The sequence below is a fragment of the Paenibacillus turicensis genome (genome assembly GCF_017873435.1).
Lineage (GTDB): Bacteria > Bacillota > Bacilli > Paenibacillales > Paenibacillaceae > Fontibacillus > Fontibacillus turicensis.
This window is the reverse complement of the sequence record NZ_JAGGKG010000005.1, coordinates 192,913-212,793: the sequence shown is the minus strand read 5'-3', so window position 1 is coordinate 212,793 and position 19,881 is coordinate 192,913. Positions and strand designations below refer to the sequence as shown.

Genomic DNA, 19,881 nt, shown 5'->3' with positions numbered 1-19,881 from the left:
ATCAACAAGTGGTGAGTATATTAGTGTGGATTTTAAAAGAATATATTTTAATGCAGAGAGGAAGTGCATGATGAAAACGAAAAGAAGAAAAATTTTAGCTGTAGGTGCTAGCTTACTTGCAGCTGTAATGTTGTGGACAAGTATACCTGCTGTGACTACACATGCTAATGAAGAAAATGTGCGAGTTGCTTTATTCGTGAATACAGACAGCAATTATAAATTAACCGTTCCTGTCGTTACACTAAAAGGTGAGGGTGGATTGCAAATTGGTCCTACGGGTTCGCCATGGCTTCAATCTAGCAATAATGAGACAACTAGATTTAGTATTGATAGCTTTAAGGTTAAAGCAATGCAAAGCACTAACTGGGCTAACATTGCTGCCGCTATTAAAAAGTTGCAAGCAACGTCAGACAAGCCTGTTGCTTATATGACCAATACCTCTCAAGGTAACGTATATCAAATTTATACCGGTCCTTATGGCAGTAAAGCAGAAGCAAATACGGCTGCTACTCGGGTGTCATCGACTCTTGCAAGTGAGCTAGGTGGGCAAAAAGCAACAGCAAAAGGTCCATATTATTACGAAGCAGGGCAATATAATTCTCGTGATCAAGCGTTAGCGATGCAAAGTAAGCTGATGGATGCTAATGTGGATGCTTATATTGCTGTTAAGGATAGCAGTAGCTTTGCAGTCTGGGCAGGTGGAGAAGTGGATGATACTTCGCTTGCTGGGCGCAAAGCTGAAGTGGCACAAGCTGGAGGAGGAACAACGCTTGTTACACCTGATCAAGTGTCCATGGCACTTTTAAGTCATCAGGAGGTAACTCTTAACTTGTCTGCTCCCTCTCCAGTGTCTCATTATGCTGTTTATGGGAGCAACCCAATTTTAAGTATTACTAATTCTAGTAATCTACCAACTCAGGTGGTAGAACGCTCTAATCGCAAGTATCGTGGGAATTTCGAGATTAGTGTGCTTACGGGTCAACTTGCTTTAGTGAATGAGTTACCAATGAATCAATATTTGTATTCTGTTGTTGCGGCTGAAGTGCCTAGCTCATGGGGAGCGGAGGCCCTTAAAGCACAAGCGGTAGCTGCACGTAGCTTTGCAAAATTTAATATGAAGGTAAATAAATTTAAAGTAGCAGGTTTAGTAGATACGACTTTAAGTCAGGTGTATAACGGAACTGAAAAGGAAGTCGCTAGTGTTACTTCTGCCGTAGATGCTACTGAAGGTGAAGTAATCTACGCTAATGGTAAAGTAGTAGAAGGTATTTTCTCTTCTAATAGTGGTGGGGTATCCGCAGACTCTACAGAGGCTTGGGGGAATGTTGACCCTGTTTTTGCAAGTGTGCCTAGTAAAGAGGATAATGTGTCTCAAAGTGCGTTAAAATCATGGTATTATATACAAATGCCAAGTGGTGTAGCTGGTTATGTTCGTGAAGACAATGTAACCTTAACAGGTTCATCCAACAATGCAGGACTCCCTTATGCAAAAGCAACGGCTAATGGTGTAAATGTACGTCCACTTCCTCTTATTCAATCTAATGTTGCTGGCGTAGGGACATTAAATAATGGTCAACAGGTCGTTGTGCTAGCGACGGTGGCTCAATCTAATGAATATGACTGGATGCGAGGGCCGTTTACCTCTGCTCAATTAGTAAAGTCGTTAACAGGGAAGCTAACGACTGCTGTTCCAGCCTCCATTTCTAATTTAACAGTATCCCAGCGAGGGCCTTCTGGTCGAGTGCTTCAGCTTACTGCGGACGGAAAAGACTTGAAAATTAAGTATCCTGATAGCTGGCGTTCTGCATTAGGTGGCTTACCAAGCACATTGTTTGATATTGTGCCAACTGGAATGTATACTGTACAAGGTGCTGGTAATAGTGTAGCTACAAGCACTACAGTCAATACATCGACGGTAATGACTGCAAATGGAGCTCAGACAGCAAGTGCAAAGCAAATGGTCATATTAGGTGCGGAGCAAGCACGAGTGGTTGATAATAGTAATAATTTCATGTTTGTTGGTCGTGGTTATGGTCATGGCATTGGAATGTCCCAATGGGGTGCAAAAGGCTTAGCTGATGCAGGTTATAGCTATGAGGATATATTGAAGCATTACTATCAAAATGTAACTATAATTAAGGAATGAAGATAAACTATGGATGTAGAGTTGTATGATTTTGATCTACCAGAGGAATTAATTGCTCAGACGCCACTTTTAGAACGAAGTGCTTCTCGTCTTTTAACGCTAAATAAGCAAACTGGAGAGACGGAGCATCATACGTTTAATGATCTATTATCGTATTTGAAGCCGGGCGACACCTTAGTGCTTAATGATACACGGGTAATTCCTGCTAGAATGTTTGGTGTGAAAAAGGATACAGGTGCGAAAGCAGAAGTGCTTTTGCTTAAAGATCTAGGAGAAGATCGCTGGGAGGCATTAGTGAAGCCCGGCAAAAAGCTAAAAAAAGGGTCGGAGATTGTATTTAGTGATGAGCTAACGGCAATCATTGAAGATGAAAGTGATATGGGAGGGCGTGTGCTTAAGTTTTCCTATCAAGGCATTTTTAATGAGATTTTAGATCGCCTTGGTCAGATGCCTTTGCCACCTTATATCAAAGAAAAGCTCGATGATCGTGAGCGTTATCAAACCGTATATTCCAAGCACGAAGGTTCTGCGGCGGCGCCTACAGCAGGCCTACATTTTACAGAGTCGCTTTTACAGAAAATCGCAGATATGGGCGTGCAAATTACCTTCATTACACTGCATGTTGGTTTAGGCACATTTAGACCCATGTCCGTAGATCGTATAGAAGATCATGTCATGCATGAGGAATTTTATATGTTGTCTAAAGAGACGGCTCAAATTCTAAATGAAACGAAAGCACGTGGGGGTCGTATTATTGCAGTTGGTACTACGTCTGCACGTACACTTGAGACCGTTGCGGGGCAAATTGGCGATGGTCCCGTTGTAGAAACTAGTGGCTGGACAGGCATCTTTATTTATCCAGGCTATAAATTTGGCTTGGTGGATGCCATGCTGACCAACTTCCATTTGCCTAAATCTACGCTAGTAATGCTGGTAAGTGCTCTTGCGGGTCGTGAGCATGTGTTAGCTGCTTATCGTGAAGCAATTGAAATGCGTTATCGCTTTTTTAGCTTTGGTGACGCAATGTTTATTTATTAAATAGAGGATGGATGATGAGATTGAGCGCAGCAATAACCTATGAACATATTAAAACGTGTAAGCAGTCTGGTGCTCGTTTAGGTGTGGTGCATACGCCACATGGTTCCTTTGAAACACCAATTTTTATGCCTGTAGGCACCCAAGCAACCGTGAAAACGATGAGTCCCGAAGAATTAAAGGAAATGGAAGCAAAAATTATTTTAAGTAATACGTATCATTTATTTTTGCGTCCAGGACATGACATCGTGCGTGAAGCGGGTGGTTTGCATAAATTTATGAATTGGGATCGCCCTATTTTAACAGATAGTGGTGGTTTTCAAGTTTTCTCTTTGAGTGAAATGCGTAAAATTACAGAGGAAGGCGTTCATTTTCGCTCTCACCTAAATGGAGATAAATTATTTTTATCACCAGAGGTGGCGATGGAAATTCAAAATGCGTTAGGCTCTGATATTATGATGGCCTTTGATGAATGTGCACCTTATCCTGCCGAATATGATTATGTGAAGCATTCGCTTGAGCGTACGTCTCGTTGGGCGGAGCGTTGCTTAGAAAGTCATGCAAGACCTCAAGATCAAGGTTTGTTTGCCATTGTGCAAGGTGGGATGTTCGAAGATTTACGTAAACAAAGTGCAAAGGATTTGACTTCACTTGATTTTCCAGGTTATGCTATTGGTGGACTGAGTGTGGGCGAACCTAAGCATTTAATGTATGAGGTGCTGGATTATACAGTGCCACTACTGCCTACTAACAAGCCTCGTTACTTGATGGGCGTAGGTTCACCAGATGCGCTTATTGAAGGCTCCATTCGTGGTGTTGACATGTTTGATTGCGTATTACCAACACGTATTGCGCGTAATGGGACAACGATGACAAGTCAAGGAAGGCTTGTTATTCGTAATGCTAAGTTTGAACGAGACTTTGGTCCACTTGATCCTGAATGTGATTGTTATACATGTCGGAATTATTCACGTGCTTATTTACGTCATTTGATTAAAGCTGATGAGACGTTTGGACTTCGTCTGACTTCGTATCATAATTTGCACTTCCTAATTAATTTGATGAAACAGGTGCGTCAGGCAATTCGGGAGGATCGTTTGCTTGATTTTCGGGATGAGTTTTTTGAGCAATATGGCCTACATGGTAATACCAAAGGCTTTTAATTATAACTTGGAGGGATATTCATGTTTCAGTATGCAGCAGCAGGAGCAGGTGGGGGATCAAGTAGCTTGATTACTATGGTTTTATCATTTGCATTTATGTTTGGGGTATTTTATTTTGTGTTGATTCGTCCGCAAAAGAAAAAACAACAATCAAGAAATCAAATGCTTAGTACGTTAAAGAAGGGTGATAAGATTGTAACTATTGGTGGTTTACATGGTACAATCCAAGAAATCACGAATGAGACTGTAGTTTTACTTGTTAATGATGTAACTAAGCTTACATTTGAACGTAGTGCAATTAGTCACGCGATTAACATCAGCTAAATGTTTTAACGAAAAAGCCACATTCTGGATGAAAGTTATTTTTCATTCCGAATGTGGCTTTTTTATGTGCGATTAAAATCCAAAGGTTTTATTATTGCGATAAAGAATGTGAGATTGCCTTACCACGATGAATGCGTGTTGCCCATTTTGTTCCTAACGTTGTTGCAACACTAGCTAAAACTAAGCCCGCAAGCATATCGCTTACCCAGTGAATTGCAAAATAGAGGGTTGAAAATACGATAATAGCTGCAGAAACCATCGTTACTATTTTCCAAATCTTATTCCCAGAACGGAAACCTAAAATAGCCATAGATACTGAAATTGAGGTATGTAAACTTGGAAAGCAGTTGTCAATACCAGAAAATTGACGATAAACCTCGTTAAATTTAGGAAATACCTCAAGCATATAAAATATTGAACCTGATGGTGCATATGACCATACTTCATGGACCGGAACAAACAAATAAAAGGGAATTGCAACCATATAGTTAATCATTACAGTACAACAGGTTGCATACATCGAAATTTTGTTGTTATCTGAGGCATAAACCGCAAGTGAAGCAATAATTAAACCTTGAAAAACGATAACATAAAAAATAGCACATACAATGTTAAGCCATTGTGAATGAAATAGTTGTTGAAAGTTTTGAATAAAATGACCTTCAAGATTATATATGAGTGGCGTAAAATCAGCACTGTAATTCATCGCTTCTTCCCATTGAAGTTCCCAGCTATTAATAAGAAGTACACCAATCATTGCAAGGACAAGAATCAAAAATTTACGAGAAGCAATAAATTGTTTTCCTAATGCCCAAAAAGCTTTAAACGGATTTTTTAATGTGCTTATCCATATGAGAATCAGTGTCACAAAAGTAGTGACCATCGAAATCATTGGCATGGATTGAAATATAACCAATATGAAACCTCCTTGTGTCTCCCATCTCAAGACTATAGTTTACCACAGGAGGACAATAAACAGAAATTCATTTATTATTTTTTACTCAAGTTGACCCCAATCATCCCGCCAAAGGCGCTGATGCACATCGTTGGCAATAATAATGTTAGATCAGACCATGTGATGGAGCTATCAAGTGCAAGGAAGCTTGTCAGTATCAAAAGAATGCCATACATAAAGCCTGTGACAGCTCCTTGATACCAGCCCTTACGCGATGAACGTTTACCCGCGACGATCCCACCAATCAAAAGAGAAATTGCATGAATAATATAAGTGAAATTAGGCAGACTAATTTCTTCAAGTATATCCCATTGCAGAAGCAAGGATAATACAAGTGCCCCCATCATCATCCATAAGAAGGCATACCATAGTCCAGAAAGTATAGGGTGTTCTAGGCGGAATGAAGCAAGTCGGCGAATAAGTTGCATAACATGTCCTCCAATCATTGTAATACTTCATTTTATGGTGCAAAGTAGCTAGTTATTACAGCATGTCTCATAATATTTTGAAAACAGGTCACACTATAGAAATTGTTATAGCCAAATACTTAGCAAGTGGAGGTTTACGATGACAGCACATATTTTGAACCATGTGATTCGTACCCTTTTAATGTACTTTACTGTCTTTGCTTCCATGAGAATTATGGGGAAAAGAGAGATTGGAGAATTATCCATTTTTGATTTAGTTATTTCCATCATGATTGCGGAAATTGGAGTATTTGTCATTGATGATTTGTCTCGTCCGCTGTATGAAGGTTTTATTCCGATCATTGTACTGGTTGTTGTTCAAATCTCACTCTCTCAGCTCTCCTTATATAGTCGTAAGTTAAGAGTTTTTGTTGATGGCAAACCAAGTGTCATTATTAAACATGGAGAAATTAATCAACATGAAATGAAAAAACAAAGGTATAATTTGGATGATTTGCTTATGCAGTTACGTTCCCAAAATATTGGCAGCATTAATGACGTTGAGTTCGCTGTTTTAGAAACAAGTGGACAATTAAGTGTGTTACCTAAACCAGATAAAAAACCTGGTAAAAACTTTAAAAAAACAAATGGAAACCGCTACTTATTGTCAAACATAAAATATAGTGCCTTGCCCATTCCTTTAATTATGGATGGAGTTGTACAGCATGAAAATTTGGAGGATATTGGTCAAACGAGATTTTGGCTCAAACAACAACTTCAATCCAAAGGCGTTTTGGATTTTAAAGAAGTATTTTTCTGCACCTTAGACTATAAAGGCGATATTTACGTTAATTTAAAGGATCCAAAGGCTTAAATTTTAAGAGCGATTAGAATAAAAAAAGTGGCTAACCATGTTCTTGTTTTTGATGGTTAGCACTTTTTTATTTATATATATTTCGACTCAATCTTAAAATTAGTTCTTGACTGCTAACCCAACAATAGCAAGAACGCTCTGGATCGTAGCTACCAGCCTCCATTCGTTGCCAAGCACTAATTTCTAAATAGAGCCGATATTATCCCGTTCAATTAGCCTGAAAGCTTAATGATTAAACCGCTTTTTAATAAACGGAATTCTTTTAATATCATGAATATCAAGCATGCCAAGTAATAGGAGTAAAATTAAATATACAATGGCAGAGCCCCCAGACACCACAACGATTTGGGATACGGCTGAAGCACCTGAGACAACTTGTTCGTAAATAAATTTTCCTGCTGCACCCATAATAAACATAGCACTGACGATTTTAATAATATCTAAAAATGGAACATGATAATGAATTTTGCGTGCAATGCTATAGCTGTGAAGCAAGGTAACGATAATCATATTTGCAGCAATCGCTATGACAGCACCATAAATGCCAAAGCTTGGATTCACCGCTAAATAAAAAATGAGCACAATTTTTATTATCGCTCCAATTAACGTGTTAATTAAAGCACGCCCAGGCTGATCAAGTGCCTGTAGTGCGGCTTGCAATGGTGGCTGAGCATATATAAAAATAGCAAAAGGAGCAATCAGCCTTAACATACCTGCAATATCTGCATGATTAAAAATGACTAGACATAACGGCTCAGCGATTACATACATAATTGCCGCAAAAGGTGCACCTGTGAGTAACGCAAGTCGAAGTGACTGATGAAGACGTAGGTGTATCGTTTTTTCGTCGCCTTTTGCTTTTGCTTCTGATAATGAGGGAACAAGAGAAGTAGCTAGCGATGCTGTTAAAGCACCTGGTAACAAAATGAGTGGGATAATCATACCTTGCAGTGCGCCATATTGGGCAGTAGCTACGGCAGTGGCAACCCCTGCAATTGCTAAGGCTTGAGCTGTTGTGATGGATTCGAGCAAATAAGATAAGGAGCCGACCAGCCTACCTGCTGTAACTGGAATGGCAATCGTTAGTAATGATTTTATTGATGCGAGAAAACCTGCTTTTTGAGATTTGTTTTGTTGTATTGGTTGTGCCTGCTCAGATTCCTCTGAGTCTAAGCTAGGTTTAGAAATATTCTTCCCCTCACGTTTTCGCATTTTAGAATATTGCCACAACAATACGGCAAACCCTACAGCTTCACCCGCAACGACTCCTAACATTGCACCTGCCGCTCCATAAGCAAGTCCCATCGGTAACATGAGATAAGAAAAACATAATCCACAAATGATTCTTGCAATCGTTTCTAACGTAGATGATAATGCCGATGGGATCATATCCTGTTTCCCCTGAAAGTAACCTCGATACACGGAAGATGCTGCGACAATGACGATCATTGGACTCATCGCTAAAAATGTCTGGTACACTCTAGGATCTGTTAAAATATGATTGCTGACCCAAGGCGCAAATACGATGCTTAATATAGTGAATAAAGCACCCACACCACAAGTAAGAACTAAACTGTTGCGAAGGATCGTAGACGATTTTTGCTTATCATCTTGTGATTCAGCTTCCGCAACTAGCTTGGCAACTGCGAGTGGGATCCCACCTGATATGATCGTGACGATGACAAGAAAGAAAGGATATCCAAGCTGATATAGCCCCACTCCTTCATCACCAATAATTCTTGGTAGTAAAATTCGAGGAAGAAATCCTAATACACGATTAATTACCCCTGCGACCATTAAAATCATAGCACCTTGTATAAATGTTTGTTTATTCACGCATTTTTCCCTCTTTTCAACAGGACAGGTTACTTTTATTTATAGATATGCTGGACCTGTCCAAATTCATGACATGATCCTAGAACTCAATTTATGAAACTATGAATCTGTGCATAGCAGGAATTATTTTTTTAAGGTAGAATTGTATTATAGGTGAGTGAAGAGGGGGCATATAACCATGTCAGATGAAATGATTACCAACGAAGAATTCGACAAAGCCATTTTAGGTTTATGCCAGAGCAAGGCGGAGGAATTTCACCTCATTGGGTATGAGCATGTTACTGCGGAAGACATATGGAATTGTGTGTCCTCTAAATACAAAAAACAACAATTACCTAGAACACACCAGCTTGTGAATGATATTTTATCACTCAAAGCAACTCAGTTTATGAACTATTTAACACTCTCTATGTATAGAGGGGACCCTATATAACCATGTACGGAACAGATTGAATTATATGTAATTTTAACTGAAAAAACGTATAGATTTATCGACAGAATTCAGCTTCTCCCTCCAAGTGATGGTGAGGCTGTTTTAGACTTTGTCTAAAAGTACACAAAAACGCCAACTTTTGATAAATTGACGGTCTTTTCTGACATGGCTATAATAGGAATATTGAGAATTTGAAAGGGGTACGAAGTACGGGATGAAAAAAAGAATCATCGCATTCATAGTCGTTGTATTAGCTACAACTGGAATTATGGTGTGGACAACCCCAGGTTTATTGCGAAATGTACATCTTGGTCTTGATTTAAAGGGCGGATTTGAAATTTTGTATGAAGCCACACCATTTGAGCAAGGGGCAAAGGTAACAAAGGAATCATTAGTTCAAACTGCACAAAGCTTACAGAAACGGGCCGATGCACTTGGAACTAGTGAACCGGACGTAACAACCGAAGGAACGAACCGTATTCGCTTGAAGTTAGCGGGTGTGACGGATGAAGCGGTAGTTCGTGAGAAAATGAAAGAGCCGATGACACTTACGTTCCGTAGTAAGGATGGAACAGAGAAGGAACCAAACCAATATAACAAAATTGAGTTGATTGGGACTGACTTTGTTGAGGGTGGCGCTAAGGTTGAATATGACTCATTAAAGCAACCAGTCATTGCAATAAAGCTTAAAGATGCTAAAAAGTTTGAGCAAATTACTGAACGCTTGATAGGCAAAGAGCTTGCTATTTTCCTTGATGAAAATATGTTGTCTAATCCAGTAGTTAGAGCCGTGTTGTCAGATGGCACAGCATCTATTTCAGGTAGCTACACAGTAGAAGAAGCTAAACAACTGCGTGATAACATTAACTTAGGGGCATTGCCACTTAAGCTAACCGAGAAATATTCACAAAGTGTTGGTGCTACACTAGGTCAACAATCTTTGACTTCTACGATTGAAGCAGGTTTAATCGCAACTGTTTTAATTATCATCTTTATGACATTTATGTATCATATTCCTGGTTTGTTTGCGGCATTTGCACTTATCGTTCATACTTGGCTATTAATTGCCGTGTTTGTATTGGCTGATTTTACGCTAACCTTACCGGGGATTGGAGCCCTTATACTGGGGATTGGTATGGCTGTTGATGCCAATATTATTTCCAGTGAACGTATTCGTGAAGAATTACAAAGTGGGAAAAGCGTATTGTCTGCGGTGAAGTCTGGTAGTAAGCATTCACTTCGAACCATTTTGGACTCTAATATTACAACCATTATCGTAGCGGCGGTTATGTTTGCATATGGTACAGGTGCGGTTAAAGGTTTTGCACTTGTATTGATTGTTGAAATCCTGTTAAGTATTTTGACAAATGTTTACTTCTCACGCTTCTTGCTGAACCTCTTGCTGAAATCAGGCAAGTTGCTTAAACCGAAATATTTCGGGGTAAAGGAGAGTGAAATCAGTGAACTTTAAAAAGAAATTAAATGTATTAAATTATGTACACCTTAGTCGCTATTTCTTCACATTGTCGATTATTCTAACGATTTTAGGTGGTTTATGTCTCGGATTTTTTGGTTTGAATTATGGTGTTGACTTTAAAGCGGGATCTAACGTAGATATCTCCTTAACCAAGGATTTATCTGCAGATGATGTAAAACCGATCGTTGAAAAATTAGGATTAACTCGTGGAGTTGAATATACAGAAGGCGATAACCGCTTAAACATTCGTTTCACTGAAGTGCTTAGTCCTGATCATGATCATCAGCTAAAAGAAGAGATCAAAAAGCTAGACGCTGGAGCTTCGTTTGAAGTAAACACAGTAGATACTGAAATGGCTAAAGAATTAGCGGCAAATGCAATTAAAGCAGTTCTCATTTCTTGTATTGGGATTATTGTTTATGTAAGTATTCGTTTTGAATGGAGATTTGCTTTAGCGGCTGTAATTGCGCTGTTACACGACGCATTTATTGTTGTTGCTCTTTTCTCTGTCTTCCGTTGGGAAGTTGATTTAACGTTTATTATCGCTGTTCTAACGATTATTGGTTATTCGATTAATGATACGATCGTTATTTTTGACCGTATTCGTGAAAATTTACGATTCGCTAAAATTAAAACTCGTCAAGATTTAATCGAGCTAGTAAACCATAGTATTTCCCAGACAATAATGCGTTCTTTATATACAGCGTTAACTGTATTTATCGCGGCATTGTTCCTGTTCTTCTTTGCTGGAGAATCTATCCGTATGTTCTCCCTTGCTATGACGATTGGGATTTTATTTGGAGCATATTCTACGATCTTTATCGCAAGCCCACTTTGGTTTATTTTTAAAAGTAAACAAAATAATAATAAATCCGGCAAACCGTCCAAAGCGACTGTTTAGTTTAGGTAGGTAGATTGGCAGGATAGGGCCGCGTCGATTGGGATGCGGCCCTATCGTTTTTATAGCATTATTTTGTTTTTTGGGAGGGTTATTATGAACCGCGAACAACATGACTCATCTGCTTGGTTTGGAATTGTAAGTGACATCGTGTTAGCCTTATTTAAAGGCGCAATAGGACTTCTATTCAACAGTCTTACATTGCTATCAGGTGCACTTTATTCAGCCTCAGATGCACTGGCTGCTGTAGCGGAGAAATTAAAGCTTAAAGCTCCATCCAAACAAATGCTTAGATACCGTACTAAGGAAGCAATAGATCCACTTATTGCAGTTATTTTTTGCTCCATGTTTATTGTAGGTGGATTATGGATGATTATGACCGCAGCTACAACGATTATAGGAGAAGAAATTGAAGCCCCAGGTTATATTGCGGGAATTGCAGTTGTATTGTCTATTGCACTAAAGGAAGTTGTATTTCAATATCAGTACCGGCAAAAGAAGCAGAACAAACAAAACATGCAAAATTATATTGAGAATCACCGTTATTCCTTGTATACTTCTATTTTTGTGTTGCTAGGTGTTTTTGGCTCCATGCTCGGTCAAGCAATGGATATTTTTGCTTTACTTTATTTGGATGCTTTAGCTGCTATTGTTGTAGCTTGCTTGTTATTTTGGCGTGCTTACCGTTTATTAGTTACTGCAATTTATGTACCTGAGCTTGTAAATGGAGCTGTAGAAAATGTAATGCCATTAATTGAAACTGTTCAACGTGTACATGGTGTCATTTTGGTAGATGAGCTCATCGCTCAGGAGCAGGGACATTATATTTTTGTCAAAGTTAAAATTAGTGTAAACCCAAGGATTACAGTGCTTGAGGCACAGGAAATTGCAAACCGTGCTAGAGTGCTCCTGTTACATCGTTTCTCACATATTAGTGAGGTTAATGTTGAGATTGTCCCGTATGCATTAGGTTATCCTTATAAAAGTAACCATGAGGATTCAGATGCGGATATGCCCACACTAATTCAGTAATCAGAGAAAAATGACAGTCATATCGTAATCTATCATGATGCAAATGGCTTCAGTATGAAGGAAGGTGTGCGTAGTTGCTTCATCCTAAATTTAATTGGGAAGTTGGCTCCATAGATGAGCAGCAAGCTTTTTTCTTATCTAATCAGTTAAATGTGCCACATATTGTGGGTACATTGTTATATCAGCGAGGGTTTACAGATTTTGATCAGGCTAAAAGCTTTTTGTACGGAGGCTTAACTGAATTACATGATCCATTTCTTATGAGTGGAGTCCGTGAGGCTGTTGACCGAATTAAGCAAGCTTTGCTGGAAAAGGAAAAAATATTAATTTATGGTGATTATGATGCGGATGGCGTATCATCAACTTCACTAATGATTCATCTCATGCGTAAATTAGGAGCGGACTTCGATTATTATATCCCTCACCGTTCAAAGGAAGGTTATGGATTACATATTCATGCAATTCAGCAGTTTCATGAGCAGGGTTACAGTTTAATCGTGACGGTGGATACAGGAATTAGTGCAGTAGAGCAAATTGAATATGCAAATTCATTAGGGATTGATGTGATTGTGACAGATCATCATGAGCCACCTGCTGTGCTCCCTAAGGCTTACAGTCTTATTAATCCAAAGCTAGAGTATTGCAACTATCCCTTTAAAGGACTCGCAGGAGTAGGTGTGGCTTATAAGCTAGCACAAGCCTTATTAGGTGAACATACACCACAAGCTTGGATTGAACTCGTCACAATTGGAACGATTGCTGATTTAATGCCATTAAGAGATGAAAACCGAATTTTAGTAACCTATGGTTTAAAGTTAATGAATACATCAAGTTTTCCTGGAATTCGCGCTTTACTCATGATATCTGGAAATCAACAAAACATAGTAAATGCAGTGCAGGTTGGTTTTGGACTGGCTCCACGAATTAATGCAAGTGGAAGAATGAGTCATGCTAGTAGAGCAGTAGAACTTTTGACTGCCTCGGATATGGAGCAAGCAGAGACGATTGCCGAGGAATTAGATGTTTTAAACAAACAAAGGCAGCTGTTAGTCGAGGAAATTTTGATAGAGGCCGTAGCGCAGGTAGAAGAGAAAGCAGCGCAGGGTGGTATTCCCGATATTATTGTTGTGGCAGGGGAAAACTGGAATGTGGGTGTTGTTGGGATTGTCGCGTCTAAGCTACTTGATCGATATTATCGACCTGTTATTGTACTTGGAATTGATCCTGAAACTGGTATGTGTAAAGGTTCCGCTCGCTCGATTCCAGATTTTGATATTTATCAGGCATTGACGGCTTGCAGTAAGCTTATGGATCACTATGGTGGTCATCCAGCGGCTGCTGGGATGTCGCTTGCAGTAGCCCAGCTAGAGCAGTTTGAGCAGCAGTTAAACAGCTATGCACATCATATACTAACTCCAGCCCATTTTACCCCTGCGATGCAGGTCGATATCGCTTGTAATGTGTCTGATTTAACGATAGAGACCATCGAGCATATGGAGGAGCTTGCTCCCTTTGGGATGAATAATCCTTGCCCTAAGCTGTTAATACGTGGCGCTAAGCTGTTAGAAAGCCGTCAAATGGGAAAAGATAATAAGCATCTAAAGCTACTCATTGCCCAGCAAGGGTGTACAATTGAAGCAATTGCCTTTAATAAAGGAAATCTTGCCTATTTATTGTCTGAGGATGCAACGCTTGATTTAGTCGTTGAGGTTAGTATTAATGAATGGAATGGAAAGCGTAAACCTCAGTTATTTATTCAGGATATTGCGGTTTCCCATATTCAGGTGTTTGATTACCGTCATACAAAATCAGCGCACCTCAAGCTTGAGCAGCTTGCTGAAAAGCTGGAGGCCAGTGGTGTAAATGCTTCTGCTAAAAATGCTGTGTTTGTTCAAGCGGGGTTTCAAAATCTATTTAGACAAAACCAATTGCCTAATTATTCTTTATGGATTTATGATGAGAAGGAAGGGCTTTTGCCAAGCAATGACATTGCAAAAGGGATGAGCTTAGCAGAAGTGACAACAATATTTATAATGCATCTTCCAACTGGGGCAAAAACGTGGCATTATATACAAGGGAAGCTAAGTAGCTTAGAGCGTATTTATTTGTTGCATGATGTTCATAAACCAGAAGAACAAGTCATTTTACCAACTAGAGAGCATTTTAAAGAGTTGTATGCGATGATAAGGTCTGTGAGTACTACTTCTGAAAATGAGCTGTTGCCTTATATCAGTAAAAAAACAGGGTTATCTAGACGCATGTTAAGTATGGCATTAGAAGTATTTAAGGAGTTAGAGTTTATTACTTGGGAGCAAGGAGAGATAAGAATTAATCCCGCTCCATCAAAACGTGCATTAGAAACATCCACACATTTTATTCATCTGCAGCAATTAGCTGAAGTTGAGCAGCTTATGGTGAATGGTGAGGTTGCTCGTATTCGAGATTGGATGTTAAAGCAAAAATATGCTTAAATAGATTGGGTTCTTTACGAAAAATAGTGCATGAATGCTAGCGAAAGAGACCGCTACGGTACAGAGAGTTGTTCTATAGCCTTATCAAGCCCTAAATTTAGTTAAGAGCTAAATATATTGTTGACATATTGATTTTTGCAACTATTTAGGAGGAATATATTTATGGATTTTAAACAGCATATTCGTGTCGTGCCAGATTTTCCGCAACCAGGTATTAGTTTTAAGGATATTACTACCTTGCTAAATGATGGTGAAAAATATCGCATGGCGATTAATGAAATTAAGGATATGATTTCCCATCTTAAGATTGATCTTATCGCTGGTCCGGAGGCGCGAGGATTTGTTGTAGGTGCACCACTTGCTTATGCGTTAGGGGTTGGATTTGTACCGATTCGCAAAAAGGGAAAACTTCCTTTTAGTACAATTGATGTGAGTTATGGTCTTGAATATGGACAAGATACGTTGTCTATGCATACAGATGCGATCAAGCCAGGACAAAATGTATTGATTGCTGACGATTTACTAGCAACAGGTGGAACGATTTGTAGCTCCATTGAATTAGTTCAAAAGCTTGGTGGTAACGTGATTGGAACGGCATTTATGATTGAATTAGCTGAGTTACATGGTCGTGACAAGCTTAAAGATATTGATGTCTACACTTTGATGACATACTAAGCGTAGAGCCTTTACGTTTATAAATTTTATTGAAGCTCTATTATGAATCAGTGTTTGACAGTCTACCCAAACATGCGAAGAGACAGAGAGATTCTGAAGATCGTCTTTAAAACCAGATTGTATCTATGATTCCATTCTAAGGAATCTGGTTTTAACAACGATTGTAAGAACTCTCTGGAACGTAGCATCTATCCTAAAGTTAGTGTCAAACACTGATTTCCTAAAGTAGAGCTGTCCCTAGCAATTTATCATAAAAAGGCTTTGAAGCGTAATTAGCTTCAAAGCCTTTTTTAATGTTCTATTAATGTTTTAATTAATGTGAAGCCTCTTCCTTATCATTAGACAAGCCAAGCACCTCGATTAGCTTAAACAAGAGGCTAAGCAAAATACCTACGACAGTAGCAAGCGCCATCCCCTTAAGCTCAACACTACCCATAGTGAGCTTTGCACCACTTAATCCAATGACTAGAATTGTACTTGTGAGCAATAGGTTCGTAGCTTTAGAGAAATCAACCTTTTGTTCAACTAATATACGAAGTCCTGATGCCGCGATAACTCCAAATAATAATAATGAAACGCCACCCATTACCGGTTGAGGAATTGCTGAAATGGCGGCTGAGAATTTACCAAAGAAGGATAATACGATGGCAATCACCGCTGCTCCACCAACAACAAAAATGGAGTATACCTTCGTTAACGCCATAACCCCAATATTTTCTCCATAGGTTGTATTAGGCGTTGAGCCTACAAAACCAGATAAAATGGTTGAAACCCCATTTCCCATTAAGGAACGATGTAAGCCAGGGTCTTTAGCTAAGTCTTTACCAACAATGTTACTTGTGACAAGTAGATGACCAATATGCTCAACGATGACAACAAGTGCAGCAGGAAGAATGGTAAGTATTGCAGAAGCATCCCATTGAGGTGTCGTAAAGGTTGGCATGGACAACCATTGTGCGTTGCTTATATTTTCTACTTTAACTTCACCTAAATACCAAGCAAGTCCATAACCAACGACAATCCCGATCAAAATGTGAATGATTTTAGGAAATCCACGGAATAGGACTGCACCTAGCAATGTAACTCCTAATGTTACTAATGAGATGGTAATTGTAGTTGGATTAGCAACCCAAGTTGTATCACCCGCATTTTCAGGGATGAGACCAGCCATACCAGCGGCAACAGGGATCAATTCTAATCCAATTAATGCAACAATGGCACCCATTGCTGCTGGAGGGAAGACGACGTCTATCCAACGAGTACCTGCATATTTAACTAGTAATGCAACTAAAAGGAAGACAATCCCTGTTGCTATAAATGCCCCAAGAGCAAGGGAATATCCATTCCCCGCATCCTTATGATTGGTTAGAACAGCCATAACAGGAGCGATAAATGCAAAGCTTGAGCCTAAATATGCAGGAATTTTCCCCTTACAAACTAAAATGTAAAGCAAAGTTCCAATTCCGTTCATGAGCAAGATCGTTGCAGGATCTACGCCAAAAAGGTTAGGTACAAGCACTGTACTGCCAAACATTGCAAATAAGTGCTGCAGGCTTAGCAGGAATCCAGGTGCAAATGGCACCTTTTGATTAACTTGAATTTCACGTTGCAAAAGTGTCACTCCCTCTATCTATATTAACTCACGGTTAAAACTCCTTTAATAGCTTAAAGATATTTGAGACAATTTACAACATAAAAATGTGTCATGTTAGGTATATTTTTGACAATCCATAGAAATTTAGTAGTTAATTAATCAAATAAATGAAAATTTTTTAGAATTAGGAGTCGGTTTTAACCAAGTAGTTGACGTAAAAGAGCGTAAGAGTCATAATTATAGGAAATCTAAAAACGGCTAAGCTGACAGAAAGGAAACGAAACGTATTCAATGGGCATTAAGCGATTACTTGATAAGGCGTCCACCTATATAAAAGAAGAGGATCTGGATCGTATTCAAAGGGCATATGAGTTTGCGGATCGTGCACATCTAGGCCAACTTCGTAAATCAGGTGAACAATATATTTTACACCCTTTGGCAGTAGCAGATATTGTAGTGAGTATGCAAATGGATGTGTTATCCATTATTGCTGCTCTACTTCATGATGTCGTTGAAGATACTACAGTTTCCTTAGAGGAGATTGAGACCCATTTCGGGAGTGAATGTGCGCTATTAGTGGATGGTTTAACTAAGTTAGAGCGTATTAAATTTCGTTCCAAAGAAGAGCAGCAAAATGAAAATTATCGGAAGATGTTTATTGCGATGGCACAAGATATACGTGTGATCGTTATTAAGCTTGCTGACCGTCTGCACAACATGAGAACGTTAAAATATCAGTCTGAGGAAAGCCAACGTCGAATCGCGTATGAGACGTTAGAAATTTTTTGCCCGATTGCTGATCGTCTTGGTATTTCAGCGATTAAATGGGAAATGGAAGACATTTCATTACGTTATTTAAACCCTCAGCAATATTATCGTATTGCGAATTTAATGCGTAAAAAGCGTGCAGAACGCGAGGAGTTTATCGAGACGGTGATTTCTAAAATTACAGAGAAGCTTGATGAAATGGGTGTTGAAGCAGACCTATCAGGCAGACCAAAGCATATTTATAGTGTTTATAAAAAAATGACAACAAAAAACAAGCAATTTAACGAAATTTATGACTTGCTTGCGATTCGCGTCATTGTTGACAATATAAAGGATTGTTACGCCACACTCGGAATTATTCATACCTTATGGAAGCCGATGCCTGGACGCTTTAAGGACTATATTGCGATGCCTAAGGCAAACATGTATCAATCTCTGCATACGACTGTCGTAGGACCTACAGGTGAGCCTACAGAGGTGCAGATTCGAACAAGAGAAATGCATCGAACGGCAGAATACGGGATTGCGGCCCACTGGGCGTATAAAGAAGGCATTGAAGCCCCTAACAATAAAATTACATTTTTTAGAGAAATATTAGAGCTACAGCATGAAGCTAAAGATGCGCATGAATTTGTTGAATCACTAAAAATGGACTTTTTCTCTGATTTAGTTTTTGTATTTACCCCTTCTGGTGAGGTTGTAGAGCTACCTACAGGCTCTGTGCCCTTAGATTTTGCTTATCGCATTCATACAGAGGTTGGTAACCGTACAATTGGAGCAAAGGTGAATGGACGGATTGTTCCGTTAGATCATCGACTTAAAACGGGTGATATTGTTGAAATTTTGACCTCTAAGCATTCGTATGGACCAAGTCAAGATTGGATCAAGATCGCTCAGTCTTCCCATGCACGCAGTAAAATTAAACAGTGGTTTAAAAAGGAAAAACGGGAAGAGAACATTGAAAAGGGTTATGAAGCGATTGAACGTGAGCTCAAACGTATGGGCATTGAGCCATCCGGCTATATGTCAGATGATAAATTAATGGAGGCTGCAAAGAAATATTCCTTTAATGACGTTGATGATATGTTATCTGCCGTTGGTTTTAGTGGGATTACTGCGGCTCAAATTGTAACGAAGCTGACTGAGAAGCTACGCAAAGAGCAAGATGAGGCTTCTTATATTGAGCTGACCAATGAAGTGAAGGAAGTTAAGCCTGCACCAACACATCGTAAGGGACCTACCAATGGAGTCGTTGTAAAAGGGATCGACAACCTGCTTGTTCGCTTTGCACGATGTTGTAATCCTGTGCCTGGGGATGACATTATTGGTTACATTACGCGTGGACGTGGGGTTTCTGTCCATCGGAGTGACTGTCCTAACATACCTACCGCTAATGATGGGGAAGAGGCAGCGCGTGTCATCGAAGTTGAATGGGAAAATGCAGTTGAAGCTAATTATAGTGTCGATATTGAAATTACAGGGCATGATCGTCGCAACTTCTTAAATGAGGTTCTACAGGCGGTTTCTGAAAGTAAAACAAATATGTCAGCAGTGTCTGGTCGTTCGGATAAAAATAAAATGGCGTTAGTGCATATGACGATTTTAATTCGCAATACAGAGCATTTACATGCTGTTGTTGAAAAAATCAAACGTGTGAAGGATGTTTATACGGTTCACCGAATTATGCAATAAAGCGAAATTATGACAAATGGGCGAATGAATGAAGCTCAGCAAATTAGACTGAAATTAGGGTCACTATGTTAAACAGATAATTATGCAATATGCATTATGGA

At 39.2% G+C, this 19,881-nt stretch carries 16 protein-coding genes; 12 read left to right on the top strand and 4 right to left on the bottom strand.

Features of this window, described 5'->3' with window-relative positions:
- Positions 1-70: 70 nt before the first annotated feature.
- Genes J2Z32_RS07565 through yajC form a run of 4 tightly spaced genes read left to right on the top strand, consistent with a single transcriptional unit; the run spans position 71 to position 4,668 of the window.
- The gene (locus J2Z32_RS07565) at positions 71-2,146 is read left to right on the top strand and encodes a SpoIID/LytB domain-containing protein (RefSeq protein ID WP_210088573.1); all 2,076 of its coding nucleotides are present in this window, start codon (positions 71-73) and stop codon (positions 2,144-2,146) included.
- 9 nt (positions 2,147-2,155) lie between these two features.
- Positions 2,156-3,184 (top strand): tRNA preQ1(34) S-adenosylmethionine ribosyltransferase-isomerase QueA, encoded by a 1,029-nt coding sequence (queA, locus tag J2Z32_RS07560; RefSeq protein ID WP_210088572.1) that lies wholly within the window; start codon positions 2,156-2,158, stop codon positions 3,182-3,184.
- A 20-nt stretch (positions 3,185-3,204) separates the two neighbouring features.
- Entirely contained in the window at positions 3,205-4,344 is a 1,140-nt protein-coding gene (tgt, locus tag J2Z32_RS07555; protein WP_210088571.1) for a tRNA guanosine(34) transglycosylase Tgt, read from the top strand.
- A gap of 21 nt (positions 4,345-4,365) precedes the next feature.
- On the top strand, positions 4,366-4,668 hold the full coding sequence (gene yajC, locus J2Z32_RS07550; protein ID WP_210088570.1) for a preprotein translocase subunit YajC: 303 nt from the start codon (positions 4,366-4,368) through the stop codon (positions 4,666-4,668).
- Positions 4,669-4,759: 91 nt separating this feature from the next.
- On the opposite strand, the gene J2Z32_RS07545 is transcribed toward yajC, so the two are convergent.
- Positions 4,760-5,584, bottom strand: coding sequence for a phosphatase PAP2 family protein (locus tag J2Z32_RS07545; protein WP_210088569.1), 825 nt, complete (start codon positions 5,582-5,584; stop codon positions 4,760-4,762).
- Positions 5,585-5,658: 74 nt separating this feature from the next.
- On the bottom strand, positions 5,659-6,051 hold the full coding sequence (locus tag J2Z32_RS07540; RefSeq protein ID WP_210088568.1) for a TIGR04086 family membrane protein: 393 nt from the start codon (positions 6,049-6,051) through the stop codon (positions 5,659-5,661).
- A 139-nt stretch (positions 6,052-6,190) separates the two neighbouring features.
- Here J2Z32_RS07540 and J2Z32_RS07535 point away from each other — a divergent pair, with 139 nt between their 5' ends.
- Positions 6,191-6,904 carry a DUF421 domain-containing protein gene (locus tag J2Z32_RS07535; RefSeq protein WP_210088567.1) on the top strand — a complete coding sequence of 238 codons (714 nt, stop codon included), beginning with the start codon at positions 6,191-6,193 and terminating at the stop codon, positions 6,902-6,904.
- A 225-nt stretch (positions 6,905-7,129) separates the two neighbouring features.
- On the opposite strand, the gene spoVB is transcribed toward J2Z32_RS07535, so the two are convergent.
- A complete protein-coding gene (spoVB, locus tag J2Z32_RS07530; RefSeq protein ID WP_210088566.1) occupies positions 7,130-8,740 on the bottom strand; it encodes a stage V sporulation protein B in 1,611 nt (536 codons plus the stop codon).
- A 178-nt stretch (positions 8,741-8,918) separates the two neighbouring features.
- Between spoVB and J2Z32_RS07525 the strand changes: the two genes are divergently transcribed.
- The 6 genes from J2Z32_RS07525 to J2Z32_RS07500 all read left to right on the top strand — a co-directional run bounded on the left by J2Z32_RS07525 (position 8,919) and on the right by J2Z32_RS07500 (position 15,726).
- Positions 8,919-9,173 (top strand): post-transcriptional regulator, encoded by a 255-nt coding sequence (locus J2Z32_RS07525; protein WP_210088565.1) that lies wholly within the window; start codon positions 8,919-8,921, stop codon positions 9,171-9,173.
- A gap of 214 nt (positions 9,174-9,387) precedes the next feature.
- The gene (secD, locus tag J2Z32_RS07520) at positions 9,388-10,644 is read left to right on the top strand and encodes a protein translocase subunit SecD (protein WP_210088564.1); all 1,257 of its coding nucleotides are present in this window, start codon (positions 9,388-9,390) and stop codon (positions 10,642-10,644) included.
- Positions 10,634-11,551, top strand: coding sequence for a protein translocase subunit SecF (gene secF, locus J2Z32_RS07515; RefSeq protein WP_210088563.1), 918 nt, complete (start codon positions 10,634-10,636; stop codon positions 11,549-11,551). Before secD ends, secF begins: the two co-directional genes overlap by 11 nt.
- A 93-nt stretch (positions 11,552-11,644) precedes the next feature.
- Positions 11,645-12,580 (top strand): cation diffusion facilitator family transporter, encoded by a 936-nt coding sequence (locus tag J2Z32_RS07510; RefSeq protein WP_210088562.1) that lies wholly within the window; start codon positions 11,645-11,647, stop codon positions 12,578-12,580.
- Positions 12,581-12,654: 74 nt separating this feature from the next.
- Positions 12,655-15,051 (top strand): single-stranded-DNA-specific exonuclease RecJ, encoded by a 2,397-nt coding sequence (gene recJ / locus J2Z32_RS07505; RefSeq protein WP_210088561.1) that lies wholly within the window; start codon positions 12,655-12,657, stop codon positions 15,049-15,051.
- Between the two features lie 162 nt (positions 15,052-15,213).
- Positions 15,214-15,726: an adenine phosphoribosyltransferase gene (locus J2Z32_RS07500; protein WP_210088560.1), complete on the top strand. Its 513-nt coding sequence runs from the start codon at positions 15,214-15,216 to the stop codon at positions 15,724-15,726.
- Positions 15,727-16,039: 313 nt separating this feature from the next.
- Here J2Z32_RS07500 and uraA read toward each other — a convergent pair whose 3' ends face one another.
- Positions 16,040-17,338 (bottom strand): uracil permease, encoded by a 1,299-nt coding sequence (uraA, locus tag J2Z32_RS07495; RefSeq protein WP_210088559.1) that lies wholly within the window; start codon positions 17,336-17,338, stop codon positions 16,040-16,042.
- Positions 17,339-17,611: 273 nt separating this feature from the next.
- Here uraA and J2Z32_RS07490 point away from each other — a divergent pair, with 273 nt between their 5' ends.
- Positions 17,612-19,780: a RelA/SpoT family protein gene (locus J2Z32_RS07490; RefSeq protein WP_210088558.1), complete on the top strand. Its 2,169-nt coding sequence runs from the start codon at positions 17,612-17,614 to the stop codon at positions 19,778-19,780.
- The last annotated feature ends 101 nt before the right edge of the window (positions 19,781-19,881 follow it).